Consider the following 22,920-nt stretch of genomic DNA (forward strand, 5'->3'; position numbering starts at 1 on the left):
AGTGCTGCTGACAGGAGGGGGGGAGTGAATGATCTGCTCCGGCTGCTGATTCGCACACGGCACTGCGTCAGCAGTGACTGCTGAATCGACAACGCGGTGTGGAAGAGAAACCGGCATGGGCTGATCGTTCTGAAGGGTATCGAGCGCCGACTATAACCAGCGCCCGATACAATTGGCAATACGTTAACCGAACAACCAGCGCCACAGCAGCACCAGCACCAGCACCGCCAACACCGGGCGCATGATGCGGTACAGCTTGGGGTTGCGGCGTTTCCACTGCTTGACCACGCCACTGAAGCGATCGCTGAAGCGTTTGCTCCAGGCGTAGGCTTTGTTGATGCCGCCTACTCGTTCGTCGTCCAGGTTTTGCGGCGCGGTGGCTTTGCCCAACTGAGCGCTGACCCAACGGTTGATCTTGGTCATGAGGCGGTTGGTCAACGGCCGTTCCACGTCACAGAACAGGATGACGCGGGTGATGTCGGTTTCGTTTTTGACCCAATGCACGTAGGTTTCATCGAACATCACGTCTTCGCCATCACGCCAGGCGTACTCCTCGCCGTCCACAAAGATGCGGCACGCGTCGGAGTTGGGCGTTGACAGCCCGAGGTGATAACGCAGTGAACCGGCAAACGGGTCGCGGTGCGGGTTGAGGTGACTGCCGCCCGGCAGCAAGGCAAACATCGCGCCTTTGACGTTAGGAATGCTGTTGACCAGCGCCACGGTTTTCGGGCAAAGCAGCTCTGCGGAAGGCAGCGGCTTGTCGTACCACTTGAGGTAAAAGCGCTTCCAGCCTTTTTTGAAGAACGAACCGAAGCCTGCGTCGTTGTTCTTTTCGGCGGCGCGGATGTAGCCCTCGTCGAACAGGTGCATGGCCTCTTCGCGAATCGCCTGCCAGTTGTCCTTGAGGATATCCAGCTCGGGGAATTTGCTGCGGTCCAGGTAAGGTTTGGACGGCACACCGGAGAACAGGTACATCAAGGCGTTGTACGGCGCAAAAAAAGCGGAGTGGTTGACGAACTGACGCAACACCGGCAAGCGCGCCTTGCCGCGCAAGTGCACGTAAAGGATGCTGCCGACAAACAGCAGTATCAGCCCTGCCTTGATGGCGAAGGATAAGGTCATGCAACAACTCCTCGAAAAAACTGTGCGGCACCGATAGCCCGATGTGGCAGCCGGGCATGATAAACACTACCGGCGCAGGACAAAACCCGCGTGATCCAACATTCAGTGTTAAGGATTACGTAACAGCGCATTTAATAGCATATGCCGAGGCGAAATCGCTTGATGTGAGTCAGGCAAAACCTGTCGCTGATGCGGGCCGGGACGCGACAGGCGGCGCTTGCGCAGGCGCGGTGAGCCCGCCCGCCTGCGCCGCCCCGGCCGTGATAATTGTGGCCTTACTGCTCCAGTTCCTGCTCACTAAACATGTCGCTGAACAGAAAGCTCGACAGGTAACGTTCGCCCGAGTCCGGCAGGATCACCACAATCGTCTTGCCTTGCATCTCCGGTTTTTCGGCCAGACGCACCGCCACTGCCATGGCCGCACCGCAGGAGATGCCGCACAAAATGCCTTCTTCATGCATCAGGCGCAGCGCCATGGCCTTGGACTCATCGTCACTGACCAGCTCGACCTGATCGACAATCGACAGGTCGAGGTTTTTTGGCACAAAACCGGCACCGATGCCCTGGATTTTATGCGGCGCAGGCTGGATGGCCTGACCGGCCAGCGCCTGGGTGATGACTGGCGAGGTGATGGGTTCAACGGCCACTGACATCAGCGGCTGACCCAGTGTGTGCTTGATGTACCGTGAAATACCCGTGATGGTGCCGCCCGTGCCCACGCCTGAAACCAGCACATCGACACGCTCTCCGGTGTCGTTCCAGATTTCGGGGCCGGTGGTTTTTTCATGGATGGCAGGGTTGGCCGGGTTTTCGAATTGTTGCGGCATGAAGTACTGGGCAGGGTCGCTGGCCTGGATTTCAGCGGCCTTGTCGATCGCGCCTTTCATGCCTTTGGCCGGTTCAGTCAGGACCAGCTCGGCGCCCAGTGCCTTGAGCACTTTGCGACGTTCAAGGCTCATGGACGACGGCATGGTCAGCATCAAATTGTAACCGCGTGCAGCGGCCACGAAGGCCAGGCCAATGCCGGTATTGCCCGACGTGGGTTCAATGATGGTCATGCCCTGTTTAAGTACCCCGCGGCTCTCGGCGTCCCAGATCATGTTGGCGCCAATCCGGCATTTAACCGAATACCCCGGATTACGCCCTTCGATCTTGGCCAGAATCGTGACACCACGGGGCCCAATGCGGTTGATCTGTACCAGCGGTGTATTACCGATGGAATGAGCGTTATCTGCAAAAATACGACTCATGACGGGGGTCCCTTATGCACTTTTCGGAAAGGCTTCAAGGGTAGGCTTCGTGTTCGCGTGCGTCCAGTCATGGCGTGACGGCCCGTTCACAGACTGAATGAGGCGTTTGCGTTCACGCCACGCGGGTGCCGCGTTATAGTCGGACATACTTTTTTAGTCGCCCGCCCTGCCCTGTGCAGACCGGGTTCATGGTTTGAGGATGTGCAGATGAAGTTTGAAGGTACCCGCGCCTACGTGGCCACTGATGACCTGAAGCTGGCGGTCAACGCGGCCATTACCCTGGAACGCCCGCTGCTGGTCAAGGGCGAGCCCGGCACCGGCAAGACCATGCTGGCCGAGCAACTGGCCGAGTCTTTCGGCTGCAAGCTGATCACCTGGCATATCAAGTCCACGACCAAAGCCCACCAGGGCCTTTATGAATACGATGCGGTCAGCCGTCTGCGCGATTCACAGCTGGGCGTCGATAAAGTCCACGATGTGCGCAATTACCTGAAGAAAGGCAAATTGTGGGAAGCCTTCGAAGCCGAAGAACGGGTGATTCTGCTGATCGACGAAATCGACAAGGCCGACATCGAGTTCCCCAATGACCTGCTGCAAGAACTCGACAAGATGGAGTTCTACGTTTACGAGACCGACGAAACGATCAAGGCCAAGGTGCGCCCGATCATCATCATTACGTCCAATAACGAGAAAGAGCTGCCGGACGCCTTCCTGCGCCGTTGCTTCTTCCACTACATCAGCTTCCCGGACCGCAACACGCTGCAAAAAATTGTCGACGTGCACTTCCCTGATATCAAGAAAGAACTGGTCAGCGAAGCGCTCGACGTGTTCTTCGATGTGCGCAAAGTGCCAGGCCTGAAGAAAAAGCCTTCGACTTCCGAACTGGTGGATTGGCTCAAGCTGCTGATGGCCGACAACATCGGCGAAGCCGTGCTGCGCGAGCGTGATCCGACCAAGGCCATCCCGCCGCTGGCCGGCGCGCTGGTGAAAAACGAACAGGACGTGCAATTGCTTGAGCGCCTGGCGTTCATGAGCCGTCGCGGCAATCGTTGATTGACCCGAGGCGATAAGCATGTTGCTGAATCTGTTCAATGAAATGCGCGCAGCCAAGGTGCCGGTTTCGGTGCGTGAGCTACTGGACCTGATCAACGCGCTCAAACACCGCGTGACCTTCGCCGACATGGACGAATTTTACTTTTTGGCGCGCACCATTCTGGTCAAGGACGAGCGCCACTACGATAAGTTCGATCGCGCCTTCGGCGCCTATTTCAACGGCCTGCAAAACCTCAATGAACACCTTGAGGCCCTGATCCCGGACGAATGGCTGCGCAAGGAGTTCGAGCGCTCGTTGAGCGATGAAGAGCGGGCGCAGATCCAGTCGCTGGGCGGGCTGGACAAACTCATCGAAGCGTTCAAACAGCGCCTGGAAGAGCAAAAGGAACGCCACGCCGGGGGCAACAAGTGGATCGGCACCGGCGGTACCAGCCCGTTCGGTTCCGGCGGCTATCACCCCGAAGGCATTCGCGTCGGGGATGCCGGTGCGCGCCAGGGCAAGGCTGCAAAAGTCTGGGAACAGCGCGAGTACAAAAACCTCGACGATCAGGTCGAACTGGGCACCCGCAACATCAAAGTTGCGCTACGGCGTTTGCGAAAATTCGCCCGTCAGGGTGCGGCAGATGAACTGGACATCGACGGCACCATCGATCACACCGCACGCGACGCCGGTCTGCTGAATATCCAGATGCGACCGGAGCGGCGCAACACCATCAAGCTGCTGTTGCTGTTCGACATTGGTGGCTCGATGGACGCCCATGTGCAGATCTGCGAAGAACTGTTCTCGGCCTGCAAGACTGAGTTCAAGCACCTGGAGTACTACTACTTTCACAACTTCATTTATGAGTCGGTGTGGAAAAACAACCAGCGGCGGCAGGTTGAACGGATCGCGACCCAGGATGTGCTGCACAAATACGGCGCCGATTACAAGGTGATCTTCATCGGCGACGCGGCCATGGGCCCATACGAAATCACCCATGCCGGGGGGAGCGTCGAGCACTGGAACGAAGAACCGGGTTACCTGTGGATGCAGCGTTTTAGGGAGAAATACAAAAAGCTCATCTGGATCAACCCGTACCCCAAAGACACGTGGAACTACACGGCCTCGACGCGCATCGTGCGCGACTTGATTGAAGACCGCATGTACCCGCTGACGCTGGAGGGACTGGAAGAAGGGATGCGCTTTCTGGCGAAATGAACTGACACCCTTCCTCCGAGGGGTGTGGCTCAGACGCTGTTGAGGCGCTGCATCCACTGCACCTGCTGGCGCTGCGCGACCTCCTGGGTCGTGGGGCGCAACGTCACCCGCTGTCCCGGCAGGCACTGGGCCAGCCGGGCCAATGACAGCGGCGTCAATGCCCCCAGTCGCGGGTAGCCACCGATGGTTTGCCGGTCATTGAGCAACACGATGGGTTGACCATCCGGCGGCACTTGCACCGCTCCCAGCGCAATTCCTTCGGAAATCATCGGCGGCCCTTGGTACACCAGGGTCGGCCCCAGCAAGCGGATGCCCATGCGGTCGGCACGGCTGTCGACTGCCCATGGGCAATTGAAGGCGTCAAACGTGCTTTGCCCGCTGAAATTGCCGATCTGCGCGCCCATGACCACGTTTAACGACGCCGCGTCGGTGAATGTGGGAATCCAGGCGTGATGCAACTCACGCAGCGCGGGCTGAATGTCACTGAAGCCCAGCTCGGCGCCCTTCACCAGCGCGTGCCCCTTGCCATCCAGCCCGCCCAACTGCTCGCGTATCACCGTGGCGCAACTGCCCAACACGCGCGGCGCGTCGAAGCCTCCCGGCGCGGCCAGGTAAGCGCGCGCGCCGTTGAGCGGCTGCACGAAATCCAAGGTCTGACCCTGGCGCAGCCTGAAACTGCGCCACGGCTTGAGCGGCTGACCATCCACGGTGGCGGCCAGGTCTGCACCCGCCAGCGCCAATGTGCAATCGCGCTGGGCGATGACGCTAAAACCGCCCAAGGTGATTTCAATCACCGGCGCCTGCAGCCCATTGCCCAACAGCCAGTTGGCCCACGTCATCGACTGCCAGTCGGCTGCACCGCCCTGCGTCACGCCCAAGTGCCGAACGCCAAAACGTCCGGCGTCCTGCAACTGGCACAACGGGGTGCTGGCCTGAATCAACAATGGGCTCATGCCAAGGCCTCCTGCGGGGTGTCGTCACCGCCCAGGCGGATGAATTCGCTATGACTGATCGGTTCAAACTGCACACGATCGCCGGGTTGCAACAGGCTGTAGCCGTCCCGCTCCCGGTCAAACAGCATGACCGGCGTGCGCCCGATGAGGTTCCAGCCGCCGGGTGACTGGGCCGGATAGGCCGCCGTCTGGCGTTCGGCAATCCCGACACTGCCCGCCGCCACCCGTTTGCGCGGGGTGTCGAGGCGTGGAGCTGCCAACACCTCGTCTACCAGCCCCATAAAGGCAAAACCGGGGGCGAAACCCAATGCGAACACCTGATACGGACGCGCGCTGTGACGACGAATCACTTCGCCCTGCGACTCGCCCGTGCGCCGGGCCAGCAATGCCAGCTCGGGCCCCACGCTCAGGTCGTACCACACCGGCAGCACATGGCATTGGCCGTGGTCCCCAGTAGCGGGCTGCAGGTCTGTCAGTGCCTGATTAATCAATTCGCGCGCCTGTGCCGGGCTGAGCGCCAGCCCGTCGTAGTGAATCATCAGCGTGGTGTAGGACGGCACCACATCAATCAAAAAACCCGCAAACCCGCTGCGCACACGCTCTGTGGCGGCCAGCATCCACGGCATGTTGAGTTCGGCAATCTCATCGAACAACCGCAGCATCAAGCAGTCGACGGCCGCCACTTCGATACGCGGCTTCATGCCCGTTGCCCGTTCAGGGCCGAACGAATGCGCTGCACGGCCGCCACCGAACTGGCGTTGTCGCCATGCACGCACAGCGTATGGGCGTGCAGGTGCAATGGGCTGCCATCAATGGCTGTCAGCGGCTGGCCCGCTGCAAGGGTCAGCGCCTGCTGCACGATGGCTGCAGGGTCGTGGTGCACCGCGCCCGGTAATTGGCGCGAGACCAGATGCCCGGCTGCGTCATAGGCGCGATCGGCAAATGCTTCAAACCACAGGGTCACGCCACACGCATCGCCGATGGCTTGCGCGGCGCTGTTATCGCGGGTCGCCATCAGCATCAGCGGCAGGCTCGCATCGTAGGCCGCCACGGCGCGCACCACCGCGCGCAACTGCTCGGGGTTGGCCATCATGTCGTTGTAGAGCGCACCGTGGGGTTTGACGTAGCTGACCCGCGCGCCCTGGGCGCGGCAGATGCCATCCAGGGCGCCGATCTGGTAATGCAGCAGGTCTTGCAGCGCCTGGGCGGTATAGGCCATGGAGCGACGGCCGAACCCTGCCAGGTCCTGATACGCCGGATGGGCACCGATCTGGACGTCATGTTCCAGCGCCAGCGCCACGGTTTTGCGCATGATCTGCGGATCACCGGCATGAAAGCCGCACGCGATGTTGGCGCAATCAATAAAGGGCATCACCTCGGCATCCAGGCCCATGGTCCAGCTGCCAAAACTTTCACCCATGTCGCAGTTCAATAACAGGCGGCTCACGATGATGCTCCTGTGGTTTTTATCGTTAGAAGTAGGACATTTTTCGACAGCCGTACGTCGTTCGTCCAACTAATAAAAGCCGGGCACAGGGATAAGAAAAGTTGATTGCGGTGAAGTTGCCACGTTTAAACCGTTGCCGATCGGCGCGCAGGGCGCAGAACGGCTTGCGCAGCGACTACAGGTCAGTAGCTGCGCTCACGGCGTGCAATGCGTTCGCGTTGACGCTTGCCGCCCAGGACGACCCAGTCGATGAGCCGCAAAAAGCCCTCGATCACGAAGGAAAACAGCAACGCGCCGGCCATGGCCCAGCCAATGGCGCTGGGCGACAGCAACACTTGATAAGTGTAGGCGTCGTAGGTTTCCTGACGGATGGCCGGGTCTGCCGCGTACGCCACGTGCAGGGCGCGCAGGTACCACGGCCCTTGCATGGCCTGGAACTGGTTGTCCAGCAGGCGCTGACGGGTCAACAAGGTGCCCAGGCTTGAGGCATCGCTGCGAAATACCGGGTCGTCACTGGCCTGGTAGTGCGCCACCAGTGCGTGCAGGTCGCCGTTGAAAAACTGGTTGGCGGTGTTTTGAAACCCGGCCAAACCGGTTTGCGCTTCGATCAGGTGAGCTTCCACGCGCTTGGCGTAGTCATTGATAAAACCCGGCACTTGCACGCCGACCAACAGGCCCAGGGTGAACAACACCAACCGCAGGTAACTCAGGAACATGCTCGCCCATCCTTATTCGGTTGTGCCCTGGCTGACGCATTCGCCGCGTCGCCACAAGCCCCACTGGCCAGGCGCATAGCGCGTCCAGGTTTCGTTTTCAGTCAACGGCTCGGTGGCAATCACAGTGACCACGTCATTGGGGGTGGTTTCTGCCTGAAAATCCACGATCACGTCGACATCTTTGAGCCGCGCCGGGCCAAAGGGCGCTCGACGGGTGATATGCACCAGTTTGGTCGAGCAGTAGCAAAACAACCAGTCACCATCACTGAGCAGGCAGTTGAAGACGCCTTTGCCGCGATATTCGGCACAGGCGGCCACCAGCACCGGAATGAGGGTTTGGACGTCCACCGGTTCGGGGAAGGCTTCGCGCACCCGGTTGAGCACGTCGCAAAACGCTGCTTCGCTATCGGTGTCACCGATCGGCCGGTAGAAGCTGGTGCGCGGGTTGAAATCGGCCAGTTGGCCGTTATGGGCGAAACACCAATTACGGCCCCACAATTCGCGCACAAACGGGTGGGTATTGGACAGGCACACTTTGCCGACATTGGCCTGGCGGATATGACCAATCACCACTTCGCTTTTGATCGGGTATCGCTGCACCAGCAATGCGACTTCAGAGTCGCAACTGGCGGCCGGGTCCTGAAACAGGCGCAGGCCACGCCCTTCGTAGAACGCAATCCCCCAGCCATCACGGTGCGGGCCGGTGCGCCCGCCACGCTGCATCAGGCCGGTGAAGCTGAACACAATATCGGTCGGCACGTTGGCGCTCATGCCCAGTAATTCACACACGCTCGCACTCTCGCATTCAGGCTCGACGGAAAAAGTTACAACCTGGGTTCAACCCGGGTAAAACCGCTGACCCGCGGTGCTACCGGACGGCCGTAACGGTCGTCACCGGCATTGCCGAAGGGTTGATCGTCTTCAGGATCGCTCTGGCGGGCCTGCTCGGCCGCCGCCGCTTGCGCACGCCGGGCCTTGCTCGCGCGCTCAATGGGCCAGCGGATCAGCACAAACAGCCCATACAGGCAAAACGCAATGATGGCGTACATCAACAGGTCGGACACGGCCCGCCAGGCGTTGTTGCCCACTTTGAACGCCAGATCAAGGGCGGTGATGGCAATCGCAGGGGCGAACTTTTCCTTGACCGGGTCAATGATGGTCGGGCTGAACAACAGCACGGCCATCAGTACCCGCAACGGTTCACGCAGCCAGCGCCACATGAAGCGGGTCAGGCGGCACCACACGAGCAGGCAGCCCAAAGCGGCAAAGGCGTAAAGGCCCCAAGCGATCAGATAGTCGTTCTCGGTCATGGTATCCATGGTCGGCAGGCAATGAGGCGCTATGATAACGGCTTTTAGCCAGTGCGGCTGCACGGCTTCTTTTCATTCAGGTTTCCGAGAGCAGTTAATGACCGAATCTACCTACGCAAATAGCGCTCCAGTCGCACACACCATAGAGGGTTCAGACCCCTATGCGTGGTTACAAAATCGCGACAGCAAAGAGGTTTTGGACTACCTGAAAGCGGAAAACCAGTACCAGGAAGCCCAGTTGGCCGACGAGGCGGAGCGACGTGAAGCGTTGTTTGAAGAGATCAAGGGCCGCATCCGCGAGACTGATCTGTCCTTGCCGTCGCCCTGGGGCCCTTATCTGTACTACACCCGTACCCAGGCGGGGGAAGAATACGCCCGCCATTTCCGCTGCCCGCGCCCGGCTGACAATAGCCTGCAGGTAGACGAAGAGGCCGAACATGTGTTGCTGGACCCGAACGCGCTGGCTGACGGCGGGTTTATCTCCCTGGGTGCGTTCAGTATCAGCCCGGATCATCAACGGCTGGCTTACAGCCTCGACACCAGTGGCGAAGAAACCTACCGCCTGTTCGTCAAAGAGCTGACCAGCGGGGCCGTGACCGAGCTGCCGTTCGAGGCGTGCGATGGCAGCATGACGTGGGCCAATGACAGCCAGACGCTGTTTTTCGCAACGCTGGACGACACTCACCGTCCCCACAAACTGCTGCGCCACACGCTCGGAGAAACCGCCGCGCACGAGGTGTTCCATGAGCCGGACGGGCGTTTTTTCCTGCATTGCTACCGCTCCAGTTCCGAGCGCCAGCTCATCCTGTTGCTCAACAGCAAAACCACCAGTGAAAGTTGGGTGCTGGAGGCCGATCAACCGGCCAGCTCCTTCCACTGCCTTGCGCCCCGGGTTGAAGGCCACGATTACAGTGTCGATCACGGACTGTATCAGGGTGAGTGGAGCTGGTTTATCCGCACCAATCAGGACGGGATCAACTTTGCGCTGTACCACGCCAAGGGCGAAACACCGACCCGCGATGACTGGACGCTGCTGATTGCCCACGACGACGCGGTCATGCTCGAAGGCCTGACCCTCAATGCCCATGCACTGTGTTTAAGCCTTCGCGAAGGTGGACTGCCGATCATTGAGATCCGTCCGAGCGGTTTAACGCCTTATCGGGTGCAATTACCAGACGCCGCCTACAGCCTTTATGTGCAGGACAGCCTTGAGTTCGAAAGTCCCTATATCCGTTTGCGCTATGAGGCGTTGAATCGTCCGGCACAAGTACGTCAACTGACACTGAGCACCGGCAAGCAAAGCGTGCTCAAGGAAACCCCGGTCCTGGGGCCGTTCAATGCCGACGATTACGTCAGTCAGCGCCTGTGGGCCACGGCCCCTGATGGCACCCGGGTGCCGATCAGCCTGGTGGTCAAGCGCAGCGCCCTGGGCCAGCCGACGCCGCTGTATATGTATGGTTACGGCGCCTATGGTGAAAGCCTTGACCCGTGGTTCTCCCATGCGCGCCTGAGCCTGCTCGATCGGGGCGTGGCGTTTGCCATCGCTCACGTGCGCGGCGGCGGTGAGTTGGGCGAAGCCTGGTACCGGGCGGGCAAACAGGAACACAAGCACAACACGTTCAGCGACTTCATCGCCTGCGCAGAACATGTGATCGCTCAAGGGCTGACAACGGCCGGGCAACTGGTCATCAGTGGCGGCAGCGCGGGCGGCCTGTTGATCGGCGCGGTGCTCAATCAGCGGCCTGAGCTGTTCAAGGCGGCCATCGCCGAAGTGCCTTTTGTGGACGTGCTCAACACCATGCTCGACCCGGACCTGCCCCTGACCGTCACCGAATATGACGAATGGGGCAACCCGCAGGAACCCGACGTCTATGAGCGGATCAAGGCCTACGCGCCCTATGAAAACGTGCGCGCACAGTCTTACCCGGCGATGCTGGTCATTGCCGGGTACAACGACAGCCGCGTGCAGTACTGGGAGGCCGCCAAATGGGTCGCTAAATTGCGCGCCAGCAAAACCGACGACAATCTGTTGCTGCTCAAGACAGAGCTGGACGCTGGCCACGGCGGGATGAGCGGACGCTATCAAGCGTTGCGCGATGTGGCGCTGGAATACGCGTTTGTGTTCAAAGTACTGGGCCTTTAACCGAGGGCATGCACCCGGTGCCGCTGCCCGGCTCAATCAGCAGCAGGCTTGATCTTCAGGTCTTTGCGGTCGAGCCCCTGCAAGGGTTGGTCTTTGGGCGGCGGCTGGGGCAAGTCGATGGGGGGCAGCGGGAGCAGGCTGCCGCTGCCTGCCACGGGCTTGGGCACCGGCCGCGGCGTCATCTGCGGATAAGGCGTGGGCGTTGCTGTACCGGGCGAACCGGGTTCGGGGGTTGCAGGCATCACAGGCACAGGGCTCAATGCCCCCGCTTGCGCTGCACTTATCGAGAGCACCGCCCCTACAATGGCCGTTAGAATAGTGCGTTTCATCAGTCACTCCGTTGCCAGACCGGCTTGTCTGCCCTCAGGCTACTCGTAACCTGCGGTTTTTGTCCTCTTCTATGAGATACCCATGAAACGTTTTGTTCTGCTCGACACCACTCCGATCCCCGATAACGGCGGCGCCCTGTGCCTGTTTGAGTATGGCGAGGACTTCGTGATCAAGATCCAGGGTGGCGACGGCGGCCAATTAATGAACACCCGCATGCACGGCTCGGAAGACGCACTGGCCGAAATCCCCTGCCGCAAGGTCGCCGGACGTGCCCAGTCGCGCGTGCTGATCGGTGGTTTGGGCATGGGGTTCACCCTGGCGTCGGCCCTCAAGCATTTGGGCAAAACCGCCGAAGTGGTCGTGGCCGAACTGGTGCCGGGGGTTGTTGAATGGAATCGCGGCCCGCTAGGCGAAAAGGCCGGCAACCCGTTGCAAGATCCGCGCACGGTGATCCGCCTGGAAGACGTGGCCAAGGTGCTGCAAGCCGAACCCAAAGGGTTTGACGCCATCATGCTGGATGTCGACAACGGCCCCGAAGGCCTGACTCAAAAAGCCAACAGCTGGTTGTATTCGGCCGGAGGCTTGAGTGCCTGTGCCAACGCCTTGCGGCCCAAAGGCGTGCTGGCCGTCTGGTCTGCCAGCGCTGACAAACAGTTTTCCGACAAACTGCGCAAGGCCGGTTTCAAGGCCGAGGAAGTGCAAGTCTTCGCCCACGGCAACAAAGGCACGCGGCATACCATCTGGATTGCTGAAAAAATCAAAGGCTGATCAACAGCTAAACTTAACGACCTGACCGTCATTCGTCTTCAAAGGTGAACCCATGAGCTCGGCCAACCCTCCCTCCCATACAGCAAAGCTGGATCGCATCCTGGCCGATGCCCAGCGTGACCGTGAAATGGGCTACCGCGACAAAGCCCTGAAAATGTACCCGCATGTCTGCGGCCGCTGCGCCCGTGAGTTCTCGGGTAAACGCCTGAGCGAGCTGACGGTCCATCACCGCGATCATAACCACGACAACAACCCGCAAGACGGTTCCAACTGGGAGCTGTTGTGCCTGTATTGCCATGACAACGAACACTCGCGTTACACCGACCAGCAATACTTTTCGGACAGCTCGACCAGCAGCCCGAAAGTGGCCAAAGCCACCCACAACCCGTTCGCCGCTCTGGCCGGGTTAATGAAAAAAGACGACTAGTCGCGCGCTTGCCGACGCTGCGGCCTGGACTGCGGCGCCGGATCAGCGTGAACAGGCGTATACTCGCGTCTTTTTTCTGAAGGGCTCGGGCACGTGGCGAACAAACGGTACAGCTGCATTGGTTTGTATAACCCCAAATCACCGGAAAACGTCGGCTCGGTGATGCGTGCGGCTGGTTGCTATAACGTGGCGTCCGTGTTCTACACCGGCAAACGCTATGAGCGCGCCCGGGACTTCGTGACCGACACCAAAAAGGTGCATCAGGACATTCCGCTGATTGGCATTGATGACCTGAAAAAGATCCTGCCGTTGGGCTGCATTCCCGTGGCAGTGGAATTGGTAGAGGGCGCTCGCGCCTTGCCCGAGTACACCCATCCGGATCGCGCTCTGTATGTTTTCGGGCCTGAAGACGGCTCGCTGGACAAAGAGATTCTGGACTGGTGCGAGGATGTGATTTACATCCCGACCAACGGCTGCATGAACCTCGCCGCCACCGTCAACGTGGTGCTTTACGACCGTTTGGCCAAGGGTAACAACACCCGATCCGGACCTAAATTCTGACCCTAGGATGCCTGCCAGGGGAACAACCCGCCTGCGCAGACAGTCAGCTCTGTATCCACCAACCCTTGGAGACAGAGCATGAGCAACAGAAATCCTGTAGAGCGCATTGAATCCCCCGCATACCCGGACGTGCCTTACCAAAACGTTGAAGGCTGGGAGCGTGTGGGCTCTTTGGCGGGCGGCGTGGTGATGCTCGGCAAGGGCATTCGTCGGGGCGGGTTTATCGGCCTGATCCAGGTGGGCATCGGTGCCATGGCGCTAAAACGCGGTATTACCGGCCACAGCTCAACCAAGCGCCTGCTTGAGAAGAGTCGCCAGCAACTGCACAGCGTGCGCTCAGACATCGAGCGCGCTGGCGATGAGTTGCTGCGCATGAAGGACGAAGTGGAAGGAAAGATCGTCAAGAGCGTCTGACCGACGCGTGAGGCTGCGATGCTACGCAGCCTCACGCCGCTGGTTCTTGCGTGCGCGGGTTAGCCCTGGGTTTTGTTTTGCTGGCTGGCGCTCCAGTCCACCAGCAGGCTATAGGCCAGCGCCAGCAAGGTCGGGCCGATGAACAAACCGATAAACCCGAACGCCATCAAGCCGCCGAACACGCCAAGCAGCACGATCACCAAGGGCAAGTTGCCGCCCCTGCTGATGAGATAGGGCTTGAGCACGTTGTCCACACCGCTGATGATCAGCGTGCCCCAGATGCCCAGGAAAATCGCCATCCCGTAATCGCCTTTCCAGGCCAGCCACGCCGTGGCCGGAATCCAGATCAGCGGCGGCCCCATCGGGATCAGGCTGAGCAGGAACGTTGCAAGGCACAGCACCAGCGCACCCGGCACGCCCGCAATCAGAAAACCGATGAGTGCCAATAACGCTTGAGCGGCCGCCGTGCCGATCACCCCGTTGACCACTCGCTGAATGGTGCCCGCCACCAACTCTTGGTAGTAAGACGCGCGCTCACCGATCAGGCGTTCAAGCAAACGGTGCACAAAGGTCGCCAGCCGCGGGCCGTCCCGATAGAAAAAGAACACAAAGACAATACTCAGGGTCAGCTCCAGAATCCCGCCGCCGATCTGCGCACTGCGGGCCAGCAACCAGTTACCCACCTGCCCCAAATACGGCTTCACCGCGATGATCATCGCCGCGCCCTGCTCGTCGATGGTGTCCCAGATGCCCACCAGCCGCTCTCCGACCAGCGGAATACCAGCCAGCCAGGTCGGGGCCTCGGGCAACCCTTCTAATTGCACATCCTTCACGAAGGTGGTGGCGTCGCGCACGTGATCGGCCAGATTAAAGCCCAACCACACCAGCGGCCCGGCCACCAACAACATCCACCCCAAGGTCAAAATGCCAGCCGCCAGCGATTCGCGCCCATTGAGCCAGCGGGTCAGTAAGCGCATCAGCGGCCAACTGGCAAAAGCCAGTACGGCGCCCCAGAACAGAGCCGACCAGAAAGGTGCCATGACCCACAAACTGGCACCGAACAACACCAGCAGCAGAATTTGCACCAGCAGGCGATCGTTATTGAGCATGTGTATTCCACAGAAATTCGAAAACAAAAAAGACGACGGCTACGCCAAGTGTAGCCGTCGTGGGTAGCGCTTAGCGCAGCAGCTCGATATGCAGCCCCGGCGCCGGGGTGTCGCTCAGTTCAAGACGCGAGGCGCGCACGCCACTCTTGATCAGGGCCTCTCGCCAGGCAGCTGCATTGACGCCGCTCAAGCTGAGGCGTGCGGTGGTATCAAGTTTTAAAGCACGGCTAATGAGCTCAAGCCAGGGCGCGTCGGGCGCTTGCGTCAGGGTCGGGAAATCCAGCGCATAGGTGGTTTTCAGTTGACGCTGCAACGTAGCAGGCGTGGGCAATAAGGTCCCGAGATCGGTCGTGGCCACCAGTTGTTCCACATGCAGATACCCTTTGCGACTGCCGCGGTTGATGGCATACAGCGCCACCAATCGATTGCGTTCAGGGGCCGCCATTCGGAGCAACAGGTAGGATTGTTGCTCATCGGAGCCCACCAGCTTGGCGTTGCCTAACACCTCATTGGCCCAGAGGCTGCTTTCGCCGCAGTCACGCGCCTGGCACCAGAACAATAATTCGGCATCCTTGGCTTGCAGCGCCTCGCGCGCCGCCGTGAAGGCTTCGGTGGCCGAATGGCCGGCCGGCAGTTCATAGGTTATTGCGGTGGTCTCGCCCCGTGCATCCACTTGCCCGTCGAAGCGCAGGCGCCCGCTTATTTTACGAATCGGCCCCATCGGGTAGATGCGCTCGGCATCCGGCTTAACGGTGTAATCGACAATGTGCGCGTCAGCCAGCCGGGGCACGTCCTGCAAGTCCTGGCTGCCGGGCACATCGGCCGCCCACAACAAAGGGCTCAGGCAACTCAAACCCAGTACGCCGATCAAACGGTTGGTCAATTTCATCGGCACGGGTCACCCGCAGGTGACGGGTGACTCAGCCTGCTCACGATAGAGACCGGATGGCCTTTCAGGGTCGCAGCGGTGTAGAGATCTATCATGGTTGTCTCCCATTTCAACCCGCCAAGCCTCGGCAGTTGGCCGCCGCAAGTCAAGGAGCAGCGAAGAACCTATTGAAACAGTCTGCAACAAGGATTGCCCCGGCTTCGTCATTGACATGTAAATGATGGCCACCGGGTAACCGTTCCAGGCTGAAGGGTAGTCCATCCAGCCGCTCGGGATGGGTAGCAAGCATGCCGGCTTCGGCCACGATCAAGGTGGCCGGACAACTGACGCGCCGGACGAAGGACATGGCTTGCTCGTCCGTCAGGCGCAGGGGTGAAGGGAGTGTCAGGCGGCTGTCGCTGCGCCAGCTGTATCCGCCCGGCACCGGCATCAGCCCGCGCTGGGCCAATAACTCGGCAGCTTCGCGGCTGACCGCGACCATGCCCTTCATGCGCGCTTCGACGCCACGCTCGAGGGTTGTGTGCACGGACTTGCGTTTGTGGTTCAACTGCAGCTGGGCGTGCAGCGCCTGCCCCATGCGCTCAGCCGTGTCGTGCTGAGTGCCGGTGTGCGGCATCACGCCATCAATGAGCGCCAGATGCGTGACACGCTCCGGGCACGAACCGGCCACCACCACCGAAATGATCGCCCCCAAGGAGTGGCCCAGCAGCGCAAAATGCTCCCAGCCCAGTTGTTCGGCCACGCTCAATACATCAAACGCATACTCCCACAAGGAGTAACTGGCGCCCGGCGGCCTGTGGGCAGAGTGGCCGTGACCTGCCAGATCCAGCGCCACAATGCGTAATCCGTGCAGCTTGGGCGCCAGCCGCGCAAAACTGTTGGCGTTATCCAGCCAGCCGTGCAGTGCGATCACGGGAATACCGTCTTCAGGCCCAAACACATGGGCTGCCAGTTCGATATGGGGCAGGCTCAGACGAATTTCTTCCACCACGGGCGGCATGCGGTTCACTCTTCAACGCCGGAATCACGCGATTCCCAACGGGTAAAAATCGACTTGAGCAGGCAGGCGGTATCGTCCGGCTGTTCCAGTGGAAACATGTGCCCACCCGGCACGCTCAACGCTTCACCGAACGGCAAGCGGGCCACGGCATTGGCATGGTGGCGCATCACGACGCGGCTGTCGCGCCCGCGCACCACGGTCAATGGCACCCGCAATTGCTTGACCAGACCGGGGCTGGTGTGGGGCACGCTGCGGTAGATATTGATTTCCGTCTCAGGATCGAAACTCAGGCGCAGACGGTCATCCATCACACGCAATCCATGCTCCAGATAGGCATCGAAACAATCGGGGTCGAAACTGCGAAACAGTGATTTTCCGGCGAAGTACTCGCGCGCCGCTTCGCGATCGGCAAACTCTTCACGGCGGCCCAACGTGCGCCCGGCAGGGGTCAGTCGATCAATCAAGCCAAAGCGCTTAGCCGCACGGATCACCCACTGGTCGGTGCGGGTCAGGACGGGAGAATCGAGCATGACCACGCCTTTGTAGAGCTGGGGACACCGGATGGCCGCATGCAAGTGCAACATGCCGCCCAGTGAGTGGCCAACGCCCAGCACCGGGCCGTCCTGCTGTTGCAGGTGGTAAATGAGTTCGTCGACCAGGTTGCGCCAGTTGTTGTCGACCGGGAAGCGAGGGTCATGCCCGTGCTGAGGCAAATGCGCCACGTGGTAATCGGGCGCAAGTGCGGCAAACAGCTTCCCATAGGTGCCTGAAGGGAAGCCGTTGGCATGGGCGAAAAAAATCTGCCGGGACATTTAAGGCATCCACACGAAGTAATTGGACTTATTGTCTGCAGGAACTTTCGATGTCGCAATGACCGTATACGCCAGGAGGGACGCCACTACGGCCATTGCCCTTTAAATGCTCAACGCGCGGGCGGTGTTTCGCCTAGCGGCACAACGGCGATGGTCAGACGAGAAATGCAGGTGAGCTTGCCCGAGTCATCGGTCAAGCGGATGTCCCAGACATGGGTGGTACGGCCCCTGTGCACAGGCCGTGCAACGGCGCTCACGCGCCCGCTGCGTACCCCGCGCAGGTGGTTGGCATTGACCTCAAGACCTACGCAATAAAACTGCTTTTGATCGATGCACATATAGCTGGCCATCGACCCGAGGGTTTCTGCCAGCACCACCGATGCACCGCCGTGTAACAGCCCGAATGGCTGATGGGTGCGGTGGTCGACCACCATGCTCGCGGTGATGGAATTGTCATCGAACGCATCAAAGGTGATGTCCAGCACCTCACAAATGGAGTTTTTGCGCATTGCATTGAGGTACGCCAGATCTGGCAGGGTTGTCCACATGCTCATTGTTCAGTCCTTGGTGGGTGAGTCGGCTATCGTCTTGCCATAAGACACGGCGACGGTGCAACCGGGAATGCCCCGCAGACAGCGCCAGGCAAGGAGCAAGGAGCACCCAAACAGTCTTGCGCTTACGGGTGCCACACCCGCAGCAAGCGCAGGCTGCCGGCCAGCGGCCACTCACCTTCGAGTTCTGCCAGGCTGGCGGTTTGCATGGGTTGAGGCTGCCGGCAATGACCATGCTGCAACAGACTGATCAGCTCACCCACGAACGGTTGATGGCTGACCAACAACACATTGCCGCTGTCCGGAAGTTGGTTGACGGCAAACCGGGGATCACTCTCCGGGGTCAGCCACGGTACGGTTTTCAAGGCTGAGCTGAATCCCAGCGCGTCGCGTACAAGATCGGCCGTCTGCTGAGCCCGGACATACGGGCTCACTAAGATGCAATCAAGCGGTTGCCCTATCAAGTGCGCGGCGCTGCGCACGACCTGCTGACGCCCATGCTCAGTGAGATTACGATCGGCATCGCGAAGGGCATGCGGCTCGGCTTCTCCATGACGCAATATCCATAACTTCATGGCTGTTTGGTCTGCGTCGCAGGCTCGACATAGGGGGCCTCGCCTTCTGGCGCACGGGGAGCGGGCCAGTCAGCAAAAGGCCAGGGTTTTTGCTCGGTGTGAAAACTACCAAAGCGACCGATTTGCGCCAGGTACAGGCTCAAACTGTCGCCGACATTCATCAGGCCGCCGTTCGGCGCGCCGTACACCAGCCGGTAAATCAGCTGCACCAGCACCAGGCCGCCGAGCAGCAACTGGGCGATTTGCCAGACCAGCAGAAAAACCAGCATCCACAGCACGCGCAACACTAGGGATTCGTACTGGGGGGCATTCGGGTTGTCATTCATGGGTTGCTCCTGTCGGGCTCAGTTGAAACCACTGGTGGAAATAAAATCGACGTCAGTCTTGGGCTCGGCCCGCATCAGCACTTCAATCACCTGATTGAGCGTGCGCCCTTCAAAGAGGATCGCGTGCAAGCCTGCCACCAGCGGCATGTAAACATTCAGCTCCTGCGCCTTGGCCTTGAGCACCTTGAGAGTATTAACGCCTTCAGCCACTTCGCCAAGACGCGAGACGGCCTCTTCCAGGCTCAAGCCTTCACCCAGGGCAAACCCCACCTGGTAGTTACGGCTCTTGGGGGAAGAGCAGGTCACGATCAAATCGCCTACCCCGGCCAGCCCAAGAAAGGTCATCGGGTTGGCACCTTGACTGACAGCAAATCGTGTCATTTCAGCCAAGGCACGGGTAATCAACATACTTTTGGTGTTTTCGCCCATGCCCAGCGCAACCGCCATACCAGCAATGATTGCATAGACGTTTTTAAGCGCCCCGCCCAGCTCGACGCCGAAGCGGTCGGCACTGGCATACACACGAAATGTGCGGCCATGCAAAACCGCTTGAACCTGCGTACACAGGGCTTCATCAGCACTGGCAACGACCGTGGCCGTGAGCGCATGTTCTGCGACTTCACGCGCCAGGTTAGGCCCCGACAACACGCCAATCCGCGCTTGCGGGGCGATCTCTTCAAGAATTTCGCTCATCAGTTTGAAGCTGTGGGCTTCAATGCCTTTGGTCAGGCTGACGAGCATTTTGCCGCTCAAGCGCTCGGCATGCGCTGACAGCACCGTCCGCAATGCGCTGGAAGGCAAAGCGACGAAACATAAATCACACGCCTCAAGGGTGGCGTGCAAGTCCGTGACCGGATCAACGCCTGGATGAATCTTGATGCCTTTAAGGTAACGAGGGTTTTCACGGTTAAGTCGAATCGCCTCGGCTTGCACCGGGTCGCGCATCCATTGACGCACCGGGTGACCGTTTTCTGCCAGCAGGTTGGCCACCGCGGTGCCAAAGCTCCCGCCTCCCAAGACCGCAATCGCGCGCTGTTCAGTCATAGCAATCCTGTCATCCATCTAGCCGTGGCAATGGCGGCATTATACGGAGCACATCCGCTGGGGCCAGCCCCCCTCACGCAGCGCCCTTGAGCGGCTGTTCCCTCAGAAAATGCATGGTTTTGACTGGAAAACTGATTCAGCTCGGTTAACATGCCGCCCATCATCCACACTCGAGGCAGCCTGGCTGCGCACCTGCATGACTGACTGCACGTCACGGCTGATCTCGGCACCCTGGCGCTGGCTCACGGAACCTCTCACTCATGGCTGACCGACGCCGCTGGGATATTCACGCCCGTACCCAAATGATGAGCCTGGGCCCTGCTTTGCTGTTGACCCTGATGCTCATCAGCTTTTTTACCTTCGTGCGCCTGCAGGATTTGCGTCAAGAGCTCAACCACACAGGCCAGTTGATTGCTAACCAACTGGCCCCAGCCACGGAATTCGGGGTGATTTCCGGCAACACGCACGTGCTGGAAACCCTGATGCAAGCCTCGTTGAACACCCCTCACGTGCAATTCGTGCAGGTTCAGGACCGCGCCAACCAGGTGCTGGTGCATGCGCAGCAACCTTTGGCCGATAAGGGTCGCACCCGGGATGTAGAAGTGTTTGAGGCGCCCGTGCGGGTTCAAAGCATTTCAGGAAGACCCGACAACGATCCCATGACGCCTGCCACCGAGGATTACCTGGGGCGGGTGCTGGTGGGCATGTCCAGTGATGCCTTCAATGAGCGCCAGCAGGACATCCTGTTGAAAGCCATGATCCTTGCGCTGTTTGCATTGGGCTTTACCTACTTGCTGGCGCGGCGCCTGGCGTCCAACCTGTCCCAGCCGATCAGCGACATGAGCGATGCGGTAAAGGCAATTCAAGAGGGGCACTTCAACACGCCTTTACCGGTGGTTGACGATGGTGAACTCGGCAGCCTGGCCCGCCACATTAACAACCTGGCGCACGGCCTGGCCCAAGCCAGCCGCGAACAACAGACCGCGATCGCTCAGTTGATCCAGACCCGCGAGGAAGCAGAGCGTGCCAACAGCGCAAAAACCGACTTTCTGGCCATGATGAGTCATGAGTTGCGCACGCCGATGAACGGTGTTCTGGGGATGCTGCAATTGCTTGAAACCACCCACATGACGGACGAACAAGCTGAGTACGCCGCACTGGCCTCGGAGTCCACGGAACACTTGCTCAAGGTCATCAACGACATCCTCGATTTCTCCAGAATCGAGCGTTCCACCCTGGAGCTGGAGCAGATTCCGTTCAACCTTGCCGAGCTTGTGGGCAATTGCGCGCAGGCGTTTCAGCACAGTGCCGTACAGCGTGGTCTGAAACTGAACTTGAGCATGGCCCAGGGCTTGCAGGATTTACAGGTCATGGGCGACCCCACGCGGATTCGTCAGATACTGGTGAACTTGATCGGCAACGCACTGAAGTTCACCGAGCAGGGTCAAGTCAGTATCGAGCCGGCCTGGCAACCGCTGGACCATGAACTGATCTGGTTCACTTGCACGGTACGCGACAGCGGGATCGGGATCAGCGCAGACAAGCTGGAGTCGATGTTCAAGGCCTTCCAGCAAGCCGACAGTTCGATTTCTCGACGCTACGGCGGCACCGGGCTTGGCTTGCCCATTGCCCGCACCCTGGCTGAACGCATGGGCGGTCGCTTGCTTGCGCAAAGCGAAGAATCTCAAGGCTCGGTCTTCACCCTGGAAATCCCCCTTGAGCTGCACCAGAGCATTGCCATTAACCCAAGGCCGGCGATGGCTGCGGACAACGCGTGCATCAAAGGACGCAAGATTCTGCTGGTGGAAGATAACCCGGTCAATCAGACCGTTATCGACGCCATGCTCAGCAGCCTGGGGTATGAAGTGAGCATGGTCAGTGACGGCGCACAGGCCATCCACCGGGCCAACACCGAGGCATTTACAGCCATCCTGATGGATTGCAGGCTGCCGATCATTGACGGTTATGAGGCGACCCGGCAGATCCGCCAATTGTCGGGTTGCACGGACGTGCCCATCATTGCGCTGACCGCCAACGCCTTGCAGGGCGACCGCGAGGCGTGCCTGCAAGCCGGAATGAACGATTACCTGGCCAAGCCGTTCAAACGTACTGATCTGGAGCAAATACTGCGGCGCTGGGTCCAGTAACTTATGGCTATTAGCCTACCTGCGACTGGCGTAAAACCTAAAAGTGCGGCAGTCTTAGGCACCCGATTGGGGCCCTTGACCGGCCTGAATTACAATTTCAGTGAACAAGTGTACATTTGTGCCCTTGGCGCTGTGACTTTCACTACTACGCAATAGTCTATGTGTAGGCTGGCGAACTGAGACGGGTATGTTTCAGTTGGTCGGGAAGTTTTGCCCCACCTTGCCGCATGGGATTATTGAGGAGCTCGCATGACCAAACAAAACGCCTTTACTCGGGAAGATCTGCTGCGCTGTAGCCGCGGCGAACTGTTCGGCCCAGGTAACGCGCAACTGCCCGCCCCTAACATGCTGATGGTGGATCGCATCATCCATATCAGTGAAGAGGGTGGCAAGTACGGCAAAGGTGAATTGGTCGCCGAGCTGGATATCACCCCTGACCTGTGGTTCTTCGCCTGTCACTTTGAAGGTGACCCGGTGATGCCAGGTTGCCTGGGCCTCGACGCCATGTGGCAACTGGTGGGTTTCTACCTCGGCTGGCAAGGTCTGCCGGGCCGCGGTCGTGCCTTGGGTTCAGGCGAAGTGAAGTTCTTCGGCCAGGTCCTGCCGACCGCACAGAAAGTCACTTACAACATCCATATAAAGCGCGTCCTCAAGGGCAAGCTGAACCTGGCCATTGCCGATGGTTCGGTGGCCGTTGACGGTCGCGAAATCTACACCGCCGAAGGCCTTCGCGTCGGCGTTTTCACTTCAACTGACAACTTCTAAGGGTTATCCG

26 protein-coding genes are annotated in these 22,920 nt (G+C 59.8%); 9 read left to right on the forward strand and 17 right to left on the reverse strand.

Going from position 1 to position 22,920, the window contains the following annotated elements; genetic code table 11:
* Nucleotides 1-183 precede the first annotated feature (183 nt).
* Complete coding sequence (locus tag TU74_RS07475) at nt 184-1,122, reverse strand: aspartyl/asparaginyl beta-hydroxylase domain-containing protein (protein ID WP_047276087.1); 939 nt, start codon at nt 1,120-1,122, stop codon at nt 184-186.
* Between the two features lie 275 nt (nt 1,123-1,397).
* The gene (cysK, locus tag TU74_RS07480; protein WP_048375799.1) at nt 1,398-2,372 is read right to left on the reverse strand and encodes a cysteine synthase A; all 975 of its coding nucleotides are present in this window, start codon (nt 2,370-2,372) and stop codon (nt 1,398-1,400) included.
* 207 nt (nt 2,373-2,579) lie between these two features.
* Here cysK and TU74_RS07485 point away from each other — a divergent pair, with 207 nt between their 5' ends.
* Complete coding sequence (locus TU74_RS07485; protein ID WP_047276083.1) at nt 2,580-3,425, forward strand: AAA family ATPase; 846 nt, start codon at nt 2,580-2,582, stop codon at nt 3,423-3,425.
* A 19-nt stretch (nt 3,426-3,444) separates the two neighbouring features.
* The gene (locus TU74_RS07490) at nt 3,445-4,623 is read left to right on the forward strand and encodes a vWA domain-containing protein (RefSeq protein WP_047276093.1); all 1,179 of its coding nucleotides are present in this window, start codon (nt 3,445-3,447) and stop codon (nt 4,621-4,623) included.
* A 29-nt stretch (nt 4,624-4,652) separates the two neighbouring features.
* On the opposite strand, the gene TU74_RS07495 is transcribed toward TU74_RS07490, so the two are convergent.
* The 6 genes from TU74_RS07495 to TU74_RS07520 form a co-directional block, all read right to left on the reverse strand.
* Nucleotides 4,653-5,576 (reverse strand): 5-oxoprolinase subunit C family protein, encoded by a 924-nt coding sequence (locus TU74_RS07495; protein ID WP_048375801.1) that lies wholly within the window; start codon nt 5,574-5,576, stop codon nt 4,653-4,655.
* A complete protein-coding gene (locus tag TU74_RS07500; RefSeq protein ID WP_048375802.1) occupies nt 5,573-6,277 on the reverse strand; it encodes a 5-oxoprolinase subunit B family protein in 705 nt (234 codons plus the stop codon). Before TU74_RS07500 ends, TU74_RS07495 begins: the two co-directional genes overlap by 4 nt.
* Nucleotides 6,274-7,023 (reverse strand): 5-oxoprolinase subunit PxpA, encoded by a 750-nt coding sequence (locus tag TU74_RS07505; protein ID WP_048375803.1) that lies wholly within the window; start codon nt 7,021-7,023, stop codon nt 6,274-6,276. Before TU74_RS07505 ends, TU74_RS07500 begins: the two co-directional genes overlap by 4 nt.
* Nucleotides 7,024-7,205: 182 nt before the next feature.
* Nucleotides 7,206-7,739 (reverse strand): DUF2937 family protein, encoded by a 534-nt coding sequence (locus tag TU74_RS07510; protein ID WP_047276074.1) that lies wholly within the window; start codon nt 7,737-7,739, stop codon nt 7,206-7,208.
* A gap of 12 nt (nt 7,740-7,751) precedes the next feature.
* Nucleotides 7,752-8,528, reverse strand: coding sequence for a class II glutamine amidotransferase (locus tag TU74_RS07515; protein ID WP_047276072.1), 777 nt, complete (start codon nt 8,526-8,528; stop codon nt 7,752-7,754).
* Nucleotides 8,529-8,563: 35 nt separating this feature from the next.
* On the reverse strand, nt 8,564-9,058 hold the full coding sequence (locus TU74_RS07520; protein WP_048375837.1) for a hypothetical protein: 495 nt from the start codon (nt 9,056-9,058) through the stop codon (nt 8,564-8,566).
* Nucleotides 9,059-9,146: 88 nt separating this feature from the next.
* Between TU74_RS07520 and TU74_RS07525 the strand changes: the two genes are divergently transcribed.
* Nucleotides 9,147-11,192 (forward strand): S9 family peptidase, encoded by a 2,046-nt coding sequence (locus TU74_RS07525; protein ID WP_048375804.1) that lies wholly within the window; start codon nt 9,147-9,149, stop codon nt 11,190-11,192.
* Between the two features lie 32 nt (nt 11,193-11,224).
* Here the strand turns inward: TU74_RS07525 and TU74_RS07530 are convergent, their stop codons facing one another.
* Nucleotides 11,225-11,521, reverse strand: coding sequence for a hypothetical protein (locus tag TU74_RS07530; protein WP_048375810.1), 297 nt, complete (start codon nt 11,519-11,521; stop codon nt 11,225-11,227).
* Between the two features lie 82 nt (nt 11,522-11,603).
* On the opposite strand from TU74_RS07530, the gene TU74_RS07535 reads away from it, so the two are divergent.
* From TU74_RS07535 to TU74_RS07550, 4 genes are all read left to right on the forward strand, one after another.
* A complete protein-coding gene (locus TU74_RS07535) occupies nt 11,604-12,290 on the forward strand; it encodes a spermidine synthase (RefSeq protein ID WP_047276066.1) in 687 nt (228 codons plus the stop codon).
* 52 nt (nt 12,291-12,342) lie between these two features.
* Entirely contained in the window at nt 12,343-12,717 is a 375-nt protein-coding gene (locus TU74_RS07540; RefSeq protein ID WP_047276064.1) for a YajD family HNH nuclease, read from the forward strand.
* A gap of 93 nt (nt 12,718-12,810) precedes the next feature.
* Complete coding sequence (locus TU74_RS07545; protein ID WP_047294640.1) at nt 12,811-13,278, forward strand: RNA methyltransferase; 468 nt, start codon at nt 12,811-12,813, stop codon at nt 13,276-13,278.
* A 78-nt stretch (nt 13,279-13,356) separates the two neighbouring features.
* Complete coding sequence (locus tag TU74_RS07550; RefSeq protein ID WP_047276060.1) at nt 13,357-13,692, forward strand: DUF2892 domain-containing protein; 336 nt, start codon at nt 13,357-13,359, stop codon at nt 13,690-13,692.
* A gap of 59 nt (nt 13,693-13,751) precedes the next feature.
* Here the strand turns inward: TU74_RS07550 and TU74_RS07555 are convergent, their stop codons facing one another.
* From TU74_RS07555 to TU74_RS07590, 8 genes are all read right to left on the reverse strand, one after another.
* Nucleotides 13,752-14,801, reverse strand: a complete 1,050-nt coding sequence (locus tag TU74_RS07555; protein ID WP_047276058.1) for an AI-2E family transporter — start codon at nt 14,799-14,801, stop codon at nt 13,752-13,754.
* A gap of 70 nt (nt 14,802-14,871) precedes the next feature.
* Nucleotides 14,872-15,690, reverse strand: a complete 819-nt coding sequence (locus TU74_RS07560; protein ID WP_047276105.1) for a DUF4892 domain-containing protein — start codon at nt 15,688-15,690, stop codon at nt 14,872-14,874.
* Nucleotides 15,691-15,835: 145 nt separating this feature from the next.
* Nucleotides 15,836-16,690, reverse strand: coding sequence for an alpha/beta hydrolase (locus TU74_RS07565; protein WP_048375811.1), 855 nt, complete (start codon nt 16,688-16,690; stop codon nt 15,836-15,838).
* A 5-nt stretch (nt 16,691-16,695) separates the two neighbouring features.
* Nucleotides 16,696-17,502 carry an alpha/beta fold hydrolase gene (locus TU74_RS07570; protein ID WP_048375813.1) on the reverse strand — a complete coding sequence of 269 codons (807 nt, stop codon included), beginning with the start codon at nt 17,500-17,502 and terminating at the stop codon, nt 16,696-16,698.
* Nucleotides 17,503-17,612: 110 nt separating this feature from the next.
* A complete protein-coding gene (locus tag TU74_RS07575; RefSeq protein WP_047276050.1) occupies nt 17,613-18,056 on the reverse strand; it encodes a hotdog fold thioesterase in 444 nt (147 codons plus the stop codon).
* Between the two features lie 122 nt (nt 18,057-18,178).
* Nucleotides 18,179-18,628 (reverse strand): phosphohistidine phosphatase SixA, encoded by a 450-nt coding sequence (sixA, locus tag TU74_RS07580; RefSeq protein WP_047276048.1) that lies wholly within the window; start codon nt 18,626-18,628, stop codon nt 18,179-18,181.
* Entirely contained in the window at nt 18,625-18,954 is a 330-nt protein-coding gene (locus TU74_RS07585; RefSeq protein ID WP_047294648.1) for a DUF4389 domain-containing protein, read from the reverse strand. Before TU74_RS07585 ends, sixA begins: the two co-directional genes overlap by 4 nt.
* A gap of 18 nt (nt 18,955-18,972) precedes the next feature.
* Entirely contained in the window at nt 18,973-19,998 is a 1,026-nt protein-coding gene (locus TU74_RS07590; protein WP_047294650.1) for an NAD(P)H-dependent glycerol-3-phosphate dehydrogenase, read from the reverse strand.
* A gap of 260 nt (nt 19,999-20,258) precedes the next feature.
* Here TU74_RS07590 and TU74_RS07595 point away from each other — a divergent pair, with 260 nt between their 5' ends.
* Nucleotides 20,259-22,145, forward strand: coding sequence for a response regulator (locus TU74_RS07595; RefSeq protein ID WP_048375814.1), 1,887 nt, complete (start codon nt 20,259-20,261; stop codon nt 22,143-22,145).
* Nucleotides 22,146-22,394: 249 nt separating this feature from the next.
* Complete coding sequence (gene fabA / locus TU74_RS07600; RefSeq protein ID WP_048375815.1) at nt 22,395-22,910, forward strand: 3-hydroxyacyl-[acyl-carrier-protein] dehydratase FabA; 516 nt, start codon at nt 22,395-22,397, stop codon at nt 22,908-22,910.
* Nucleotides 22,911-22,920 lie beyond the last annotated feature (10 nt).

This window comes from Pseudomonas lundensis, from assembly GCF_001042985.1.
GTDB lineage: Bacteria > Pseudomonadota > Gammaproteobacteria > Pseudomonadales > Pseudomonadaceae > Aquipseudomonas > Aquipseudomonas lundensis.

Coding starts and splice junctions, on each gene's coding strand:
- TU74_RS07550 (WP_047276060.1), top strand. CDS start 13,357: ATGAGCAACAGAAATCCTGTAGAGCGCATTGAATCCCCCGCATACCCG.
- TU74_RS07585 (WP_047294648.1), bottom strand. CDS start 18,954: ATGAATGACAACCCGAATGCCCCCCAGTACGAATCCCTAGTGTTGCGC.
- TU74_RS07555 (WP_047276058.1), bottom strand. CDS start 14,801: ATGCTCAATAACGATCGCCTGCTGGTGCAAATTCTGCTGCTGGTGTTG.
- TU74_RS07575 (WP_047276050.1), bottom strand. CDS start 18,056: ATGAGCATGTGGACAACCCTGCCAGATCTGGCGTACCTCAATGCAATG.
- TU74_RS07475 (WP_047276087.1), bottom strand. CDS start 1,122: ATGACCTTATCCTTCGCCATCAAGGCAGGGCTGATACTGCTGTTTGTC.
- TU74_RS07510 (WP_047276074.1), bottom strand. CDS start 7,739: ATGTTCCTGAGTTACCTGCGGTTGGTGTTGTTCACCCTGGGCCTGTTG.
- TU74_RS07500 (WP_048375802.1), bottom strand. CDS start 6,277: ATGAAGCCGCGTATCGAAGTGGCGGCCGTCGACTGCTTGATGCTGCGG.
- TU74_RS07530 (WP_048375810.1), bottom strand. CDS start 11,521: ATGAAACGCACTATTCTAACGGCCATTGTAGGGGCGGTGCTCTCGATA.
- TU74_RS07485 (WP_047276083.1), top strand. CDS start 2,580: ATGAAGTTTGAAGGTACCCGCGCCTACGTGGCCACTGATGACCTGAAG.
- TU74_RS07535 (WP_047276066.1), top strand. CDS start 11,604: ATGAAACGTTTTGTTCTGCTCGACACCACTCCGATCCCCGATAACGGC.
- TU74_RS07565 (WP_048375811.1), bottom strand. CDS start 16,690: ATGCCGCCCGTGGTGGAAGAAATTCGTCTGAGCCTGCCCCATATCGAA.
- TU74_RS07590 (WP_047294650.1), bottom strand. CDS start 19,998: ATGACTGAACAGCGCGCGATTGCGGTCTTGGGAGGCGGGAGCTTTGGC.
- cysK (WP_048375799.1), bottom strand. CDS start 2,372: ATGAGTCGTATTTTTGCAGATAACGCTCATTCCATCGGTAATACACCG.
- sixA (WP_047276048.1), bottom strand. CDS start 18,628: ATGAAGTTATGGATATTGCGTCATGGAGAAGCCGAGCCGCATGCCCTT.
- TU74_RS07540 (WP_047276064.1), top strand. CDS start 12,343: ATGAGCTCGGCCAACCCTCCCTCCCATACAGCAAAGCTGGATCGCATC.
- TU74_RS07570 (WP_048375813.1), bottom strand. CDS start 17,502: ATGTCCCGGCAGATTTTTTTCGCCCATGCCAACGGCTTCCCTTCAGGC.
- TU74_RS07560 (WP_047276105.1), bottom strand. CDS start 15,690: ATGAAATTGACCAACCGTTTGATCGGCGTACTGGGTTTGAGTTGCCTG.
- TU74_RS07595 (WP_048375814.1), top strand. CDS start 20,259: ATGGCTGACCGACGCCGCTGGGATATTCACGCCCGTACCCAAATGATG.
- TU74_RS07495 (WP_048375801.1), bottom strand. CDS start 5,576: ATGAGCCCATTGTTGATTCAGGCCAGCACCCCGTTGTGCCAGTTGCAG.
- fabA (WP_048375815.1), top strand. CDS start 22,395: ATGACCAAACAAAACGCCTTTACTCGGGAAGATCTGCTGCGCTGTAGC.
- TU74_RS07520 (WP_048375837.1), bottom strand. CDS start 9,058: ATGGATACCATGACCGAGAACGACTATCTGATCGCTTGGGGCCTTTAC.
- TU74_RS07490 (WP_047276093.1), top strand. CDS start 3,445: ATGTTGCTGAATCTGTTCAATGAAATGCGCGCAGCCAAGGTGCCGGTT.
- TU74_RS07525 (WP_048375804.1), top strand. CDS start 9,147: ATGACCGAATCTACCTACGCAAATAGCGCTCCAGTCGCACACACCATA.